Origin of the sequence: Veillonella sp. (assembly GCF_018364065.1) — a bacterium.
GTDB lineage: Bacteria > Bacillota > Negativicutes > Veillonellales > Veillonellaceae > Veillonella_A.
Window position 1 is genome coordinate 356,889 of record NZ_JAGZMO010000001.1, and the last position, 16,977, is coordinate 373,865.

Annotated in this window: 9 protein-coding genes and 1 pseudogene; 2 read left to right on the forward strand and 8 right to left on the reverse strand. The window is 43.5% G+C overall.

Going from position 1 to position 16,977, the window contains the following annotated elements:
• Positions 1-79 precede the first annotated feature (79 nt).
• The 8 genes from KHZ77_RS01640 to pheA all read right to left on the reverse strand — a co-directional run bounded on the left by KHZ77_RS01640 (position 80) and on the right by pheA (position 14,735).
• Entirely contained in the window at positions 80-748 is a 669-nt protein-coding gene (locus KHZ77_RS01640; protein WP_295195005.1) for a hypothetical protein, read from the reverse strand.
• A 14-nt stretch (positions 749-762) separates the two neighbouring features.
• Entirely contained in the window at positions 763-2,547 is a 1,785-nt protein-coding gene (locus KHZ77_RS01645) for a dynamin family protein (protein WP_295195007.1), read from the reverse strand.
• A gap of 33 nt (positions 2,548-2,580) precedes the next feature.
• Positions 2,581-4,491: a dynamin family protein gene (locus KHZ77_RS01650; protein WP_295195009.1), complete on the reverse strand. Its 1,911-nt coding sequence runs from the start codon at positions 4,489-4,491 to the stop codon at positions 2,581-2,583.
• Between the two features lie 100 nt (positions 4,492-4,591).
• Entirely contained in the window at positions 4,592-7,003 is a 2,412-nt protein-coding gene (locus KHZ77_RS01655; RefSeq protein ID WP_295195010.1) for a dynamin family protein, read from the reverse strand.
• 99 nt (positions 7,004-7,102) lie between these two features.
• Complete coding sequence (locus tag KHZ77_RS01660) at positions 7,103-8,674, reverse strand: tetratricopeptide repeat protein (RefSeq protein WP_295195012.1); 1,572 nt, start codon at positions 8,672-8,674, stop codon at positions 7,103-7,105.
• Between the two features lie 399 nt (positions 8,675-9,073).
• Complete coding sequence (gene leuS / locus KHZ77_RS01665; protein ID WP_295195014.1) at positions 9,074-11,542, reverse strand: leucine--tRNA ligase; 2,469 nt, start codon at positions 11,540-11,542, stop codon at positions 9,074-9,076.
• Positions 11,543-11,734: 192 nt separating this feature from the next.
• Positions 11,735-13,852 carry a glycosyl hydrolase family 18 protein gene (locus KHZ77_RS01670; protein WP_295195015.1) on the reverse strand — a complete coding sequence of 706 codons (2,118 nt, stop codon included), beginning with the start codon at positions 13,850-13,852 and terminating at the stop codon, positions 11,735-11,737.
• A gap of 19 nt (positions 13,853-13,871) precedes the next feature.
• Positions 13,872-14,735 carry a prephenate dehydratase gene (gene pheA, locus KHZ77_RS01675; RefSeq protein ID WP_295195017.1) on the reverse strand — a complete coding sequence of 288 codons (864 nt, stop codon included), beginning with the start codon at positions 14,733-14,735 and terminating at the stop codon, positions 13,872-13,874.
• Positions 14,736-14,869: 134 nt separating this feature from the next.
• Here pheA and lgt point away from each other — a divergent pair.
• A pseudogene (gene lgt / locus KHZ77_RS01680) lies at positions 14,870-15,619 on the forward strand (prolipoprotein diacylglyceryl transferase); the annotation flags it as partial.
• Between the two features lie 558 nt (positions 15,620-16,177).
• On the forward strand, positions 16,178-16,810 hold the full coding sequence (locus KHZ77_RS01685; protein WP_295195019.1) for a flavodoxin family protein: 633 nt from the start codon (positions 16,178-16,180) through the stop codon (positions 16,808-16,810).
• Positions 16,811-16,977: the final 167 nt, after the last annotated feature.

Below are 16,977 nucleotides of genomic sequence, written 5' to 3' on the forward strand. Positions count from 1 at the left end.
TAGCTTATTACTAACTAGTATTATACTGTAGTCCTGAACATTTGTTAAGCTGCGGAGAGAACTGTCAGTTACTAGTGAATTATACCTTAAAATCAGGCAATACAAGCTCGTGGCTGTATCGCAGCGGATCCTGTGTGCTCAGAATGTCATTCACATTCCCCGGGTTTACAGTGAAGTCTGCACCGTGGGAATCGAAAGGAAACTCCCCATGCCCCGAAGCATCAGAAAACTCCATATGCCCGGAGTGATCGGAAAAGTCCCCGTGTCCTGAGTCACCGGAAAAGCCCCCGGGTCCTGAATTGCCGAATACATCTGTATGGTCTGTATTAATCATTGAATCTGTACTGTTCGCATCAAAAGCGGAGTCCGAATTTGTATGATTCACCATGAGGTCTTCGCCGCCGAATATATTGTCGGACGTATGACCCAAATGGTTCATTTGGTTGTCATAGTAATCCGATTGTCCGTCAATACCGGCAATGCTGAACTTTTTCACCAAAGTGCCCTCGTACATTGTATGGCCGCCCATGGCATTAGGTACGCTGTGAGATACGAGTTGACCGTCTTCATACACATCCAAACCGCCGTCCACATTAGGCATGGTAAAATCGCCCACATGAGTTCCCAAATCGGTCAAGGTGTCTACAGCCATACCGTCATGCATAATGGTATTTAAGCCGGTTCCGTCAGGAATTGACGAGTACAAACCACTCCCGTGATGGGCATCAAAATTATCGAAAAAATCCATGTGCCTGTCCCCCTTTACGCCAACATTTCCATATACGATGTAATTAATTTCTTATCTGCATCCAATAAATCCATAGACTGCTGCATAGCTGACTGCTTGCCTTTTTTCCCTTCAATCTGTTCATCGATGGCACGTTTCAGTTTAAGCAGTGCATCTGCATACACGTCTTCGGTGGAAATCTGTACCGCCTTACATTGACGGGCAATATGGTTGCCCAAATCTTCTTCCAAGGCTGCAATCATCTTGGTGATTTCCGTCTTAACGGCCGGAATTACCTTTGCTTTCGCTTCTTTCAGTTTTTCCTGCATAATTTTATCGTTCAAGAATGGAACACCGAACATGCTGAGCAACGGCAATAAGCCGCCACCGGTTAAGGTCATGAGCAGCACCGCTCCCGTAGCCGCACCGGCTCCTATCTTATATTTTAGTTTAGACAAGTCGTCCGCTTCAAGCTCAATCTGCAATCCAATTTGCTGAAATTCGCCCGTTGCGTATCGGTTAGATCGTATTTGTTCATTAAAACTTCGCGATAAACCTTCCAGGACTTTTTTCTCCAGATTATTTACCAGTACTTTTAAGTTCGGCACATAGTTCGCCACCCAAGCATCAACCTGCTTCTTCAAGTACTTAGGCAGTTTAGTTTCCACAAAAACTTTAAAATCACTGTTCGTATAATCATTAATCAGGTCTTCGCTTTGTTCCATCAATTTTGATTCAAAGAGGGACAATGATTTCCGGAGCATGTGCTTAAAGCTCTCTTCCGACTGTGCCACATAAGCGGCAATCTTTTTCTGAGATTCTTCCTTCTGATTTATGAGCTGCTGCAGCTTACTGTTAAATGCCTCCAGCTCTTCCAACGATCCTTGCGTAAGCTGTTCATCCTTTTCAATGGACCGATGAACCTGTTGAAGAGTGTTGGCCAATAAGCGCTTGTAGTAAATCTCTTTTCGCTTTTCCACCACACTGGTTTCCAACATGCTTTGCAGGGCCTCTCTTACCTGCAAAATCCCGGACTCCTGAACAAGACGATCATTATTTCCTTCTTGCCCTTTGACGGCCATTAAGGCCGATAAAGGAAGAATAGTAAATTTCTTTAGCTTTGCATTGTCTTCGTTAACGGAAAAGGCCTGTTCAATACGTCGTCTCAGATCATCTAAAAAGTCTTCATCCTCTTCTTCATCCACAAAGTCGTATTTATTGACGATAAAGAGAATATCTGAAATGCCCAATGGCAAAATATGCTGCTCAATGAAGTCTTTCTCCGTTTTAGTTAGTGGCGTATTCGCATCCAACACGAAAATCACCGCATTAGCCATCGGTAAATAGGCATATGTTATGTCTGAACGGCTGTCGTCCAAGTCGGCCACGCCCGGTGTATCAACGAGACAAATTTTAGGTTTTAATAAACCAAGCGGATAGCCCACCTTGATATAATCGATCGATTGAACATAGTCTTTATCGGCACGGGCGGAAAATTCATTCATCGCTTCCATTGATAAATCACGGTTCTCCACTGTACGGTTTTTATAAACCACTTGCAATCGCGGTTCATCAGCGTACAGCAAATTCGTAATAACTGCTGTTTCCGGCAACACGTCCGTAGGCAAAATAGATTGCCCTAACAAGGCATTAACAAAAGTGGATTTACCACGCTTAAATTCACCCAGTACAACAACACGATAAAAGTCATTGTCCATGGAGCCTGACAGTACGTCCAGATCTTCCACAAAATTAGCATGTTTGCGAACATAACCGACTTCCTGAACAGACTGTATTATTTTTTTAATATCTTTAATCACAAGGAACACCCCTTTTACAAATCCGGTTACGGGTTACCGCAAAAATGCTACAGCCTTGATGCGGTGATTAATTTCATTTAACAGTGTTGTATTGTCGGTAAGCCATTGTGACTTAGCCGCCACCTGCACTTCATCACGGGTCCGTACGACCAATGCTTCTTCCAATTGCTTTTGCACAGTACTAAGCCGGCTGTCTACATCGTTATGCAACGCCTCTATTGCATCATGGCATACATTGTCATATAGCTTTAGTACCTTTTCTACAAAGGTCCGATTATTTTCTTTCAGCTTTGTTTCCAGGTCATTCCAAACAGCGTTTCTAACTTTTTCGTCTACCGCGCTATCTCTGGATGAAAAGAATCCATATATAGAACCTGCAATAATCGGAATGAAACTTCCCACAACGGCGCCCAATACAGTGGCCGCTACAATCCAGCCAAAGGAGTTATTATCATCCTTTTCTGCCGTTTCATGGACCAAATCTTTAAAATTTCCCGGTAATTTTGTCTGAAACTGTCTTGTCATACTGCGACTGTTAAGCAAGGATTGGGGCATAAAGGAACTTTCGAAATCAGTCCAAACATTCCGCAAATCGCCAAGAACTCGGTTGTGCTCTGTATTCACTATATCTTGAATAAAATCATGTAACTCCTCAAGAAACGCTCTCTGTTTTCGTCTGATAACGGTTTCTATGTGGCGAGCAAATGCCTGTTCCCCCACATTGCCTTCGTAAGCAAATACAGCATCGCGCACAGTATTAATCAAGACATCGCCAAAGAGCAGGGCCTTGTTTTTAAGTTGATTGTCATATTGTTCCAAATTAATACGCAGACGTTCTATCAAAGTATTGGTTACCTTTTGGTATTCACTCTTTCGATAAGACAACTTCTGAACCATCTCATTCAGCTCAACCGTGGACGAACTTAAGAATTCTCGGCGCTCCTGTAAGTCTTGCAACATGGTCAGAATGGACTGTTCTAACTTTCGAATATATAACTCGATGCGGGTCTGTCCCTTATCTACCGTTAAATATGTGCGCAACGACTCTTCCAACTCGTCAAATCCAGTCGTCGAAAAAGACTCGGGCACATTCATCATCTGCTTGCCGGACAACACTTCGCCACGAGCGTTTCGCCGGTATAAAAGGGCCTGGTAACTGGATACTAAATGAGGCCTTATCTCTGTAAGCGAGTCTCCCACAATCTGTTTCAAGTTGTCTGTAACAAATTGACGAACACGCTCTTCTTCGTCCGGTCCGGCCAATGTATCTTTACGATTAATAATATAGAAAATATCGCGAATCTGTTGTTTTAGAATTCGCTCTTTTAAAAATTCCACTTCCCCCGATGACAGTGCCTGATCCGCTGCGAGCAGCAAAATAACCGCATCAGCCTGATTGAGGTAATTATAAGTAATCTCAATGCGGCTTTCATTCAAATCATCGGTCCCCGGCGTATCAACCAGCTCCACAGAGTTCTTGCAAAAGTCCAGAGGATAACCGACCTGCACATAATCAATCTTGTTAATCTGCGCCTGTTCATCCAGGATTTGTTCACGCTCATCCTGTGGTGTATCTGACGAATAAGTGCTTGGCGCTTTGATACCGAAGAAGTTTTGCTCATCAATCGTCATCACATGACCGTCTTTAAAATGAACCGTAAACTGCGGTTCCGGCGAATAGGCGATTTTACTGATTACTGCCGTCGTCGGCTTCTTGCTGGTCGGCAAAATGCGCTGTCCCAACAAGGCATTTACGAAAGTAGACTTGCCACGAGAAAATTGCCCCACCACAACAACACTGAATGCATCGTTTAACATATGCTCCTTACACTGTTGCAGGCCATTTTGAACGTCTGCCGTTTGTAAGTTTTCGCTCAGACGAATCAATTCGTCGGTAGCATTAATCAATTCAATCTTTCGCTGATTAAAACTGTCAAAACTCATGGTGAAATAAAATCTCCTCTGTAAAGTATCTATTTATCTGTCTCTTCAAAATGTATCTTCAAAGATTTATATGGGCCTTCAAGAGCCTATGGGACTTACATCATCTGACAAAGTTAATAAAATCCATTATTTTATGGGCTTCTTCAATCCCGTCATCGATTGCTTTCTGCGTATACATTTCAGCCAATTTCAAGTTCTGCGTGTAACCGCCGCCCCCTCTGGCATAACACTCGCCCAATTCATAACAGGCACGGCCAAACCCTGCATTAGCGGATTTTTCAAGCCAATAACGGGCTTTATCTAAATCAAGTTTAATCGGCTTACAGTCGCTATAAAACAATGTGGCAATAATATACTGCGTACCCGGATCATTCACTTCATCAATGCAATATCTGTAAATTCCCTCTACATATTGTGGATAGTCCATCCAATTATCTATGTTTTTATAGTACAGAAATAACGCATCTTTAGCGTCTTTATAGTTTTCTCCATAGGCCAAGGTGTTGAGTTCCTGCAAGCCCTGAGCTTCTCGCCCATTATGTAAGCAAATTTCCGCATAAAATGTACGGGCTCTTTGATTATGGTCCTTAAACCTTAGGCACAACGATTCCAGCTTACGCAGATTATAAGGAATCTTGCCGTCCATGCCGTAATTATATACATAGAGCAATTCATCTTCAACGCTGCCTACACGTAACTTAATGAGTTCCTCCGCACTTTCAAGATAATCACTTTCCGTTATAAAATCGTCATTATCCGCATCTTTAAACGCTCTTATTATATATAGGAGAATTGTCTCATTATGTATTCCATTTAGTTTGGCCCTCCATTGCACATATTCCCGTTTATTGTGATCAGAGAGAGCTATTAAGGCGAGCATCATGATGGCAAACGGACAGTTTTGAGAGGCCCCTAACCGATAATAGTCGGTTGGATTCTTTCTTTCCGCTTCCCCAAGAAGGTCTACATTGTCGAGGACGCCTAAAAATACGGACGAGCCATAGTGACCGGACTCTTTTTCTTCTATCAGTGCCTTATATAAATTGCTGTCGCTTATATGCTGCATTTTCCCCGTACGTGCATATAGTATAAATAGCCATAAACGCGCCTGTAAAAGTGTATCCTGCAGTAGCGGGGATAATGTATGAGCATGTACAGACCCCAGCGATTCCAGCCAATATAAAGCCTTTCTTACGTCCGGCAAGTAATAGATGTCATGATTGGCGGGCTGCTGATCTTCAGCGACTGTTAAAAATTCCAGTATATTCCAGAAGTTAAAGGAAATCGTTTTAAAGCAATTGAACAAAATAAGTTTGGCTATTACATTGCCTTCCGAAGCGGCAAATTCCAAATACAATTGTCCCTGATGTCTGTTTTGATGGTATCGATAGCCACACAACTGTAAAATACCGACTAAGGCAAAGGCCGAGTCACTTTCTAACAGTAAACGTTCTTCACAGTAGTCCATCACCGATGCGAGCATTTGCAAATACATGCTTCTAAATTGATATATGTCATCGCCCGCTTCCGGTTCGTAATACGTCAATCCATTGGGCCTGTATGCATCCATATCGCTTGTATGAATGGCAGGCTCCGCTAGTGAGGACATATGAAAACGATCATAAAAGTCTTCCATCATAAGCAACGTAAGTGCCATACAATCAAGAAGTGTGTCCATTCGATAGGTTATAACCTGGTCGATTACAGCAGTGCGTATGTATTCTTCAACCTGATGCAGCCCGCTCTCTTTTAACAAGTTGTCATTATTCGTCTGTTTAGCCATCAGCGCCTGTTTGGCGGATACACCGAATACAGCGGCCGCATTGGACTTTAACTTGCGTCTTACATCGTCCAACACATCATCGACACTGTCTTCTTCTTCGTCTACCATGTCGATTTTATTGACGAGCACAACCGGGTTCTCACGAGTTTTTATATCCTTAATATAGGCCATTTCCTTACTGGTTAACGGTGTGTCTGCGGAAATAACCCAAAGCACTACGTCCGCCTGTTTAAAAAACGCACTCGTAATATCCGCATGATACTCATAGACCGCCTCTAAGCCCGGACTGTCAATAATATTTATTTCTTTTAAAAATTCAAAAGGCAATGCATATTCCACATAGTCTATTTTGGCATGCATAGAGTTCCATGCAGTCTCCTGCGACGTAAGCACTCCATACTGCTCCGTCGTAAAAGATCTTACATGGCCATCCTTAAAATGCACATTAACAGCGCCATTGGAGCCGTAAACAAATTTACTGATTACCGCTGTAGTAGGCAGCGCACCTACGGCGGCCAACTCCTGCCCGAATAATGCATTGATCAATGAAGATTTGCCCGTTGAAAAGGCGCCCGCAATCATAACTTGAAGCGGAGCCATGAGTTTCTCTTCCACTGCCCGAAACGTTTCCTTTGAATGTGCCGAGCCTATGAAAGACAGATGATACTCATCAGCCTTGCGCGCCAGAGATTCTAAAAAGTAGTTCACCGACTGCAGTGTACTACTCAATATATGTTGTAAACTCTCGTTGGAAGTCATTTATACACCCTGTCCGATTCCTATATACCTGTACCTTATATTTCTTGAAACTGGTTTTTGTAACTGCCCCTATCGCAGTCCAAGTTCTTTAATCTTCTCACTTGCATTACTGTGTCCGGCTTCCTCCGCCTGCTCTAAGTACTTCAAAGCCATCTGATAATCAGGCTGAATTACGAGGTTCTCATCAGCATATACACAGCCAAGCGCATACGCTCCATCCGCATATCCTGCATTTGCACATGAAGCAAAATATTGATGCCCCAATGTCCAACATTTTTCCAACCCATAACCGCCACATGTATAAATAAACCCTAAGTAATACTGATACATGAAATCCTTATGGGCAATCGGCTTTAACAATTCCTCCGCTTTTATAAAATCCGGTTTGACACGTCCATCCAAACCGTCCACATAAATCCGAATTAATAAAGTAGTTGCGTCAGAGCTGCCCGCCTTATGAGCTGCGTGTGCCCAAAATATAGCCTTATCAATGTCGAAATATTCTGTGTACGCATAAATTTGAGCCAGTGCTGACATGGCTTCAGACTCGCCCTGATAGGCCGCCTGTAAAAGCCAATATTGAGCCTGCTCAAAATCCTGATGCGCTTCATCAAACGCATATATTTCACCGGCAGACAGACAAGATAGACTATATCCCATACGTGCAGATTCTAAAAACAAAGAGAGAGCACGCCCTGAATCTGGAGATACACCCTTTCCATTTTTCAGCACCAGTGCAAATAACCATGTGTTGAAGAGTATGTGCTCCCGAAATGAAGAATTATACAACTCTGTTATCAATGTATAGGATCTATGATATGACGCCTCCGTTTGTTCATTAAGGGAGGCCATAATAATCCCTAATTTGGCTAATGCCACCATATATTGTCCATGTAATGACTCTACATCAACATCAGAGAAGTCACGAATGGACGTAAAGTCTACAGCTCCTTCACCTGAAAATGTGCGAAAGTTTCCCTTGTCATCGCTATAAAACCGAAGAAACTCTTCGCTCAAGGTCCGTACTTCCTCAAAGTTTTCCTGCTTAAGTTGATAAACAATAAACTCGAAAAGAACATGAGGTACATTCAAGTTCTTACTCTTATTAAAATACTCATGAATATTTTTTTCTTTCGACGGTGAGTCATTTTCCCAAGTTTCAAAACATCCTTTAACAAAGGTTATTGCTTCATATATTGTATTTAGTGAACCGGTTTGAACCATGGACAGGGCAGATAATTTTTCCGTACTTTTATTAAAAATAGATTTCATCTGCACCACAATCGTACGAATGCGAATGAGCTGACGGTTAATATGCATGTAGTTGTCATATGTTAATGACTGATCAAGAATCCCATCAGTTTCAAATTGATTATATTGGCAACTATCTTCTTGCAAGCTGTCATATAATTCATTCAGTATCCCTACCAGAGAGCCTAAATATATGAGGTACTTCTGCTGCGCCTCCTGCGAATCAGTTCCTGTTTTTCCCTGTGAACCTTGTCCTTGTATCATGCTGAGAAGCGCCTCACAGTACTTCGCAGCAATTTCTTTTTCAATACGCTTTATCTCCAGTGCTTCTAAACTTTCCTGAATCCCGTCAAGACACTGTGATAAACTATTATACCTCTGTTGAATCATAAGAGCTCCCTATATGAATCAGTAACCTTATTCAATCAAATTTGTAGACTTTCAACGGGAACTGTTTATCCCTATACAGCTTTATCCCGCTACTTGCATATACAACGAAAATCTACACAGTTACTAAAAAGTATAGATGAGTATAAGATGATTTGTCAACAAAGCAGAATATGTAAAATCTCAGTAAAATAAGTATATATAAGCAAAAAATAACAGTATATAAGTAGATTATTAGCTCATCTATAAATTACACTATAATTCAAACATTAAGCTAAACTGTAAATCAAAAAGGACCCAGCATTCATGCTGAGTCCTCTTTTACATGTCATATTTAAACTATTTTACACTTTAAAAATCACTTCAAAGCCTAGTCTGTCATTTTATGATCACTATATTTTATTATTTTACAACGATATTCACAATTTTGTTTGGAATGATGATTACTTTAACAACATTCTTGCCGGCTGTGAATTCCTGTACACGTGGCAATGCCAATGCTTGTGCTTCCAATTCAGCTTTATCCATATTTACAGGGATAACGGCTTTATCGCGAAGCTTACCATTTACCTGAATGGCGATTTCCACTTCATCCACTACGAGAGCTTTTTCTTCATAGGTAGGCCAAGCTTCTGTATGGATGCTGGTGTCATGGCCTAATTCGTGCCACAATTCTTCAGTAATGTGTGGTGTGAATGGAGCCAATAAGAGAAGTAATTTTTCAATCACTTCTTCTGCCAACGCAGCTTGAATGCTGTCATGGCTGTCGCGGAACTGATACATAGCATTTACTAATTCCATGATGCTGGAAATAGCTGTGTTGAAGTTGAACTTGCCGTCCAAGTCTTCTGTTACTTTCTTGATTACGCGATGAAGTTCGCGGCGAAGTGCTGTTTCGTCTTTGGACAATTCATTGGTATGACCTTCTTTAGCCCATTCTTCGAATGCGCGAACGATACGCCATACACGGCCAAGGAAGCGATAAGAACCTTCCACGCCTTCGTCACTCCAGTCAAGATCGCGTTCTACCGGTGCAGCGAATAAAATGAACAGACGCGCTGTATCGGCACCGTAAGTAGCTACGATTTCTTCAGGAGATACTACATTGCCCTTGGATTTGGACATCTTGCTGCCTTCTTTGAGCACCATGCCCTGCGTCAACAAACCTTTGAATGGTTCATCGTAGCTGATAAGGCCTAAATCGTGAACTACTTTTACGAAGAAACGGGAATATAACAAGTGAAGAATGGCATGTTCAATACCGCCGATATATTGGTCTACATTCATCCAGTAGTCCGCAATCTGTTTATTGAACGCTTCTTTATCATTGCGTGCATCTGTGTAACGTAAGAAGTACCAGGAAGAGTCGATAAATGTATCCATTGTATCGATTTCACGACGTGCTTCACCGCCACAGCATGGACATTTTGCTTTTAAGAATTCTTCAGACGTAGCCAATGGAGAAATAGCGCCGCCATCGAATACTACATCTTCCGGTAAACGAACCGGTAATTCTTCTTCAGGAACAAGTTGTTCACCGCATTTATCGCAGTATACAACAGGGATTGGCACACCCCAGTAGCGCTGACGGGAAATGAGCCAGTCGCGAAGACGGTAGTTAACCATCTTACGGCCCATGCCGCGTTCTTCCAAGTTTTTAATAATAGCTTCGCGCGCTTCTGCAGATGTCATACCTGTGTATTCGCCGGAGTTAATTAACACGCCGTCTTCATGGGCTTCGTTATTCCATTCGTCGAAAGTCCAAGTATGTTCTTCGTTCTGCACAACCGGTAAAATCGGTAAATTGTATTTGCGGGCGAACTTGTTATCGCGTTCGTCATGAGCGGCGGAACCCATTACGGCACCTGTACCGTAATCAACTAATACATAGTTGGCAATCCAAATAGGAATGTCCTTGCCGGTCATTGGATGTTTTGCGTAAGCCCCTGTGAAAAGACCTTCTTTTTCCACGTCGGTGGACGTACGGTCAATTTCATTCAAGTTGCGTACTTTTTCAATGAACGCATCCAATTCAGCCTTATTAGGCTTGTTGGCGATTAATTCCTGTACATATGGATGTTCAGGCGCCAATACGATGTAGGAAACGCCGTAAATTGTATCAATACGTGTAGTGTACACTTCGATGTTTTTATTGATTTCAGGGATTTCAAATGCGAACTGAGCCCCTTCACTGCGGCCAATCCAGTTTTTCTGCATTGTCTTAACACGTTCAGGCCAGTGGTCAAGACTGTCAAGATCAGCCAATAAGCGATCTGCGTATTCAGTAATCTTCAAGAACCATTGTTTAAGGTCTTTCTTCACTACTTTATTGTCGCAGCGCCAGCATAAGCCGTCGATAACCTGTTCGTTAGCCAATACAGTATGACAGTGGTCACACCAGTTTACTTTGGCTTCTTTTTTGTAAGCTAAGCCTTTTTTATAGAACTGTTGGAAGAACCATTGTGTCCAGCGGTAGTAATCTTCTTTACAGGTTGCCACTTCGCGGTCCCAGTCATAAGAAAGACCAAGTGCCTGTTGCTGACGTTTCATGTTTTCAATATTTTCAAACGTCCATTTGCTTGGTGCAATGCCGTGCTTAATCGCCGCATTTTCTGCCGGCATACCGAACGCATCCCATCCCATTGGATGAAGTACGTTGAAGCCTCTCATTTTTTTGAAACGGGCAACTACGTCACCGATAGAATAGTTACGTACGTGACCCATATGTAAATTCCCGGATGGGTACGGGAACATTTCTAATACATAGTATTTTTCTTTACTTTCGTCATAGTCTGTTTTAAAAGTGTTGTGTTCACGCCAATAGGCCTGCCACTTCTTTTCGATATCCTGTGCTACATATTTCTCTTGCATACCACAGCCTCCTCATGCTCTGTTCTTCCTCAGATTTTGTCAAATCTAATTCATAAGTCTTACTCTCAATTATATTACTAATACACAAGAATCGTCAAACATCTAAACATTTACAGACAGAGTTTCAATTTACTCTGCCTGTAAGTTTATTAATTGCTATCTAATTATTATCTACTTCTTATTAGTAATTACTTACTTTTTATTCTTAGTTTTATCTTTTCCGGACTTTTCAGTCTTCTTGTCTGTATCCGCTACAGGTTCGCGGTATGTGGTGTACACAAAGTTTCTGAATGTGTCGGTTTCAAAGCCTTTGCGCCATGCGCCGAAACCGCCCAGATGTAGTTCATCAACAAGGCTCAGTTTAAGCGCCATAGACTGTTCGTCCTCAAACCAAACTTCCGATATAGTGGATGACTTGTTAGCCAGCGAATTGGCTACACCCTTAGAGCCGGACTTGCCGTCGTCTGCCTTGGCATTATCGGATTTTGCCGCATCAGCTTTCACATTTGTCGCACTTGCTGTGCCGGTAGTTCCAAACGGCGAAGCATCAGTCTTAACAGTCGCTGTTTCATCGTCGGTTTCCTTAGTGACAGGAATTATTGTACTGGTCACCTGATTCATAGCCGCTTCTTCAGCCACTGCTCTGCCGCCGGATGTTTGTGATGTCGTTCCGTTAGTGCCGGATGCGGTGGTACCCCAAGGCGTACTGCTTCCCGCCGCTGAGCTGTTCTGCAATGCAGCTGCACCCGTTGTAGCAGCATTTGCTCCTGTTGTGCCTGATGCAGAGGCCACTACGGTCGTTTTATTTTTATGGCTGTTCTTGTAAGCCAATAATTCGTCGCCCAGCTCATCATTTCCATAGGCAACATAGTGTAACTTCAAATCTTTATTCCACACCACGCTGTCTTCGTAGTCGGATTTAATCGATTCCGCCTCTTCCATCGGCAAGGTACGGCTCTTCGTATTGCTGATAGTCACATCGCCCTTACCATTCACTGCAATGCGGCTCGTCCAAATACGCATGTAATAAGGCACGCCTAAAATAATCTTCTGTGAAGGTACTTCTTTTTTCAACGCTTCCACATTGCGGCGTACCCACGGATAGGACGCAACCGGACCGGCCTGTGTACTGGAAGCCCATGTTTCATCATACGCCATGAGCACCACATAATCTACGGCTTCGCTCAACGCTTTACGATCATATACCAAAGACCAGTTCGGGCTGTCCGAATAGCCCGTCACATCAATGGACGTTTTAATATTATATGAATGTAACAAGTCACTTAAATACGTAACAAACTTCGTCAGCTGCTTCTTATCTTTTAAATGTACATTTTCAAAGTCGAAGTTATATCCTTCATAGCCATAGGCCAAGCCGTACAATACTAAATCTCGGCCAATGGCCTTCCAGGAGTTTTCATCTTCCAGGATTTTACTTGTAAAGTCCGGATTGAATGTATTGGTAATCAGCGGCCAAACCTGGTAGCCATTGTCCTTGTACTGGATGGCATAGTCAAAGTTCAAGCGATTCTTTACGACTACCCCATTCTTACTCAGGTCAAATAAAGTAGGTGCCACAACAGATGTGCCCTGTTGCGCGATTTTCTGTGCATAAGGAGTTCCTGAATTTGGCAACGGATCAAACACCAATGTTACGGAGTTTGTAATCTCTTTTTTATCCGGTTTTTCCACAGCCCCCACTTGAGACTGCAATACAATGCCGTCATTGCGCTCAGTATAGGTAACCCCGAGAATCCCTGACGTAGTCTGAATGTCCACGTATGGAATGCCGTTTCGCATGCTTACAGGCACTTTAATCTTGCTCGTTCCCTGACGTACATCGCCGCTGTAAAGCATATCGCCGCCTACACGTGGCAAAGGCAAGGTGATATACGTATCGCCTTTTTCAACGGACATAGGATTTAGGTTCAAGCTCTTGTACAAATCCAATGGAATCCACAATGAGTTCTTGTCTTTAAATGCCACTTCATCGGCCGGTTCTTCCGTGCCGTAAAGGCTCTTTATAATAATAGGGCGAATCCCGCTTGCTGTCGTCGTTGTTCCTGCTGTAGTTGTTACGCTCGCAGTCGTTGCTTTGGCCGTTGCTCTCGCTGTAGTCGTTGTGACCGCTGTAGTCGTTGCACCCGCTGTGGTCGTTGCACCCGCAGTAGTTGTTGCACCCGCAGTCACTCCTGTCGACGTAACCGCACTGTCTCCTTCTTTTGTAACAGTAATGGAAGCGCCCAATCCTGTAAGTGGTACGGAGGTCACAAGAGCCGCCAATACCAGCGATGTTAACATTCGCTTCATTTCTATAAAACTTCCTTTCCTATTCGATGATAATCGTATGATAAACGCCGAAAAGCTGAATGTCCGTGGCCACTGTTTCCAATTCGGCCAACGCATCCTTAACGGCTTCTCCATTGCTTTCAATTTGCAAATCAAAAAAGAACTTATATTCCCCCAAACGACCTTTAGTGGGCCGTGATTCAATTTTCACCAAGTTGATGCGGCATTTCGCAAAAATCCCCAAGCATTCCCACAAGGATCCCGGGCGCAAACCGTCTAATTCACATTGAAGCGACAGCTTTCTGCCTTTGCTTTGCTCCGACAGTTCAAGAACCGGCGTTTCATTATGGCGCACCAAAACAAAGCGCGTCAGATTATAGGTGTTTTCCTGCGCTTCGTCAGATAATCTGGTCAGTCCATAAGTTTGTCCCAAGGCGATGCCGCCGATTACGGCGTTAGACACATCACCCGCCTCAGACACCAGAGCGCCCCCTTCAGCGGTAGAACCGGTATAGTGAATCTCCGCCTCTTTCATATGTTCCATAATAAACGGCTTGCACTGTCTGATGGCCTGCGGATGGGAATACACATTTTTAATTTCACTCAAATCAGTGTTCCCCATGCCCCACACGTAATGACGAATGGGCATAACGATTTCGCCACAAATTTCAATATGGCGATGCTCTGTCAGGTAATCCATCGTCGTAAGAACTGTGCCGCCTAGCGAATTCTCAATCGGCACAAATGCATAATCTGTTTTATCCTGCATGGTCAACTCGATGGCTTCATCAATTGTGTGGGCCTCCAGCAGTTCTACCTGCCAGCCCTCATGCTCTATATAGCGCCCCAGCGCTTCCTCTGTAAATGTTCCCTTCGGCCCCAAAAAGGCTATGCGTTGTACCATGAGCTCTCTCCCTTATATGTTTCCTTATTCTCTCCAAAAACATTGTTTTCTTAACTTTTTTATTATAGCACACCGGACTTTTCATTGTCATAAAATGGCCGCTCTTATATAATGTTCTATATAAGGAGGTATCTATGCATCAGTATTTATTTTATATTGGGGATTTTCCCGTAAGAGCCTACGGTCTTCTATTATCCTTAGGCATCATCAGTGCCGCCATTGTGGCGTACTATTTCTTTAAACGCGACGGACGCGGTTGGCACAATCATGTAGTGGATTTTGCCATTCTAGTGGGCATTGCCGGTATTATCGGCGCCCGTCTTTGGGATGTATTCTTCTTTGACTGGGATTATTACCACAATCATATTTTAGAAATACCATTTGTTTGGCAAGGAGGCATGGCCATTCAGGGCGGTGTCGTTTTAGGTACTTTGGCAGGTATTTGGTATACGAAAAAACACCGCATCGATACTTGGGCCTTTGGCGACGTGTTCGCACCGGCCTTGATTCTCGGCCAGTCTGTCGGCCGTATGGCCAACTTAATGAACGGTGATGCGTTCGGTCATCCTACGGGCGGCAACTTCGGTATCTTGTATCCGGAAACAACCTTGGCGTATAAAACATACGGCGCTCAGCCATTATGGCCTGCTGAAATTTGGGAAGGACAAATCGATATTCTTATCTTCGTGGTTCTTCTTCTCTTCGGCTCCTTCCGCCATAAAAAAGGCCAGGTTTTCGTACTGTACGCGATTCTATACTCCGCCGCACGTTTCTTCCTGGAATTCCTTCGCGGTGACTATGTAAACCTTACATTAGGTTTAAAGTCTGCACAAATGACAAGTCTCACCGTTATGGTCGTAGGTATTCTTATCTTCATTTACTTGCAGGTAAAAGGGTCTTATGACGAGCATCTCTTCCCTGAAGAAGCGGCAGCAAGTAACGGTACTGCCAAAGGTGGCGCTAAGTCGAATAGCGGTAAAGGCCGGGCCAACAGTTCGAATGCAAAGTCCGCATCCAGCTCTGCGAACCGTTCCACATCCAATACCGGCGCTGCTTCAGCAAGCGGTTCCACTAATAGTGCCTCAACGGCTAGTTCCACAGAAACTGCTTTAAGTAATGACGCTGCAGCAAATCCATCAACAGGTAATGAGCCTGCAGGTACATCGGCGACGGCAGCCAAACCAGCCAATCAGCCGGACAAACAGATTACGATCCACTTGTCCGACACGAAAGCCACTATAACTGCCACCCGTACTAATACAAGTGCAAATACGGCGGCGCAAACAAGCGCCAAAGCGACAGCGCGTACCGGTGCTGCCAAAGGTAATGCAACAGCTAATCAACAGGGCTCTACGCCAAAGAAAAAGCGGAGACGTAAATAACACATTAGGGAGTGTTACATAGATTTAGTAAGTTTCATAGGTATGAAGGGGGATTTTATCATGAGTAAGGTTTTACTGATTAACGGTAGTCCAAATCAGCACGGTTGTACGTATACTGCGCTGGAAGAAGTGAGCCAAACACTGAATAAGAACGGTGTGGCCACTGAAATTTATTGGATTGGCAAGAAGTCCATACCGGGCTGTATTAACTGCCAACATTGCTTCAAAACGGGCAAATGTGTATTCAATACTGACGGCGTGAATGAAATTGCCGCCCGTCTTGACGAATTTGACGGTCTTATCTTAGGATCGCCTACGTATTACGCCGCTCCATCCGGACAGCTCTGCTCCTTTGCGGATAGATTGTTCTTCTCCACTATGGGCGCGGCTAAAATGGCCGGAAAGGTGGCCGCAGGCGTTGTATCCTGTCGCCGTGGTGGCGCCAGTGCCGCATTTGACCGTCTGAACAAATACTTCATGATGAACAATATGATCGTTATCGGATCCCAATATTGGAATCAGGTACACGGTTTCACGCCGGACGATGTACGTCAGGATAAAGAAGGCTTGCAAACCATGCGCACCCTCGGTCAGAACATGGCCTGGATTTTACAGAGCATCGAGGCCGGTAAAAAAGCCGGCGTGGCTGCCCCTGTATATGAAGAACCTGAACTGACCCACTTCATCCGTTAATAGATTTGATCAGTCCTTAATTTTAATCAATTTATATGTGAAAAGGTCGTAAGGAATATTTCCTTGCGACCTCTTTTTTTACTTTGTTATTTTGTTTTTTTACTTTGTTATTTTGTGTTTTTGCTTGTTTACTTATTAGCTTGATGTATTTTTTGTCTTTATAGTTG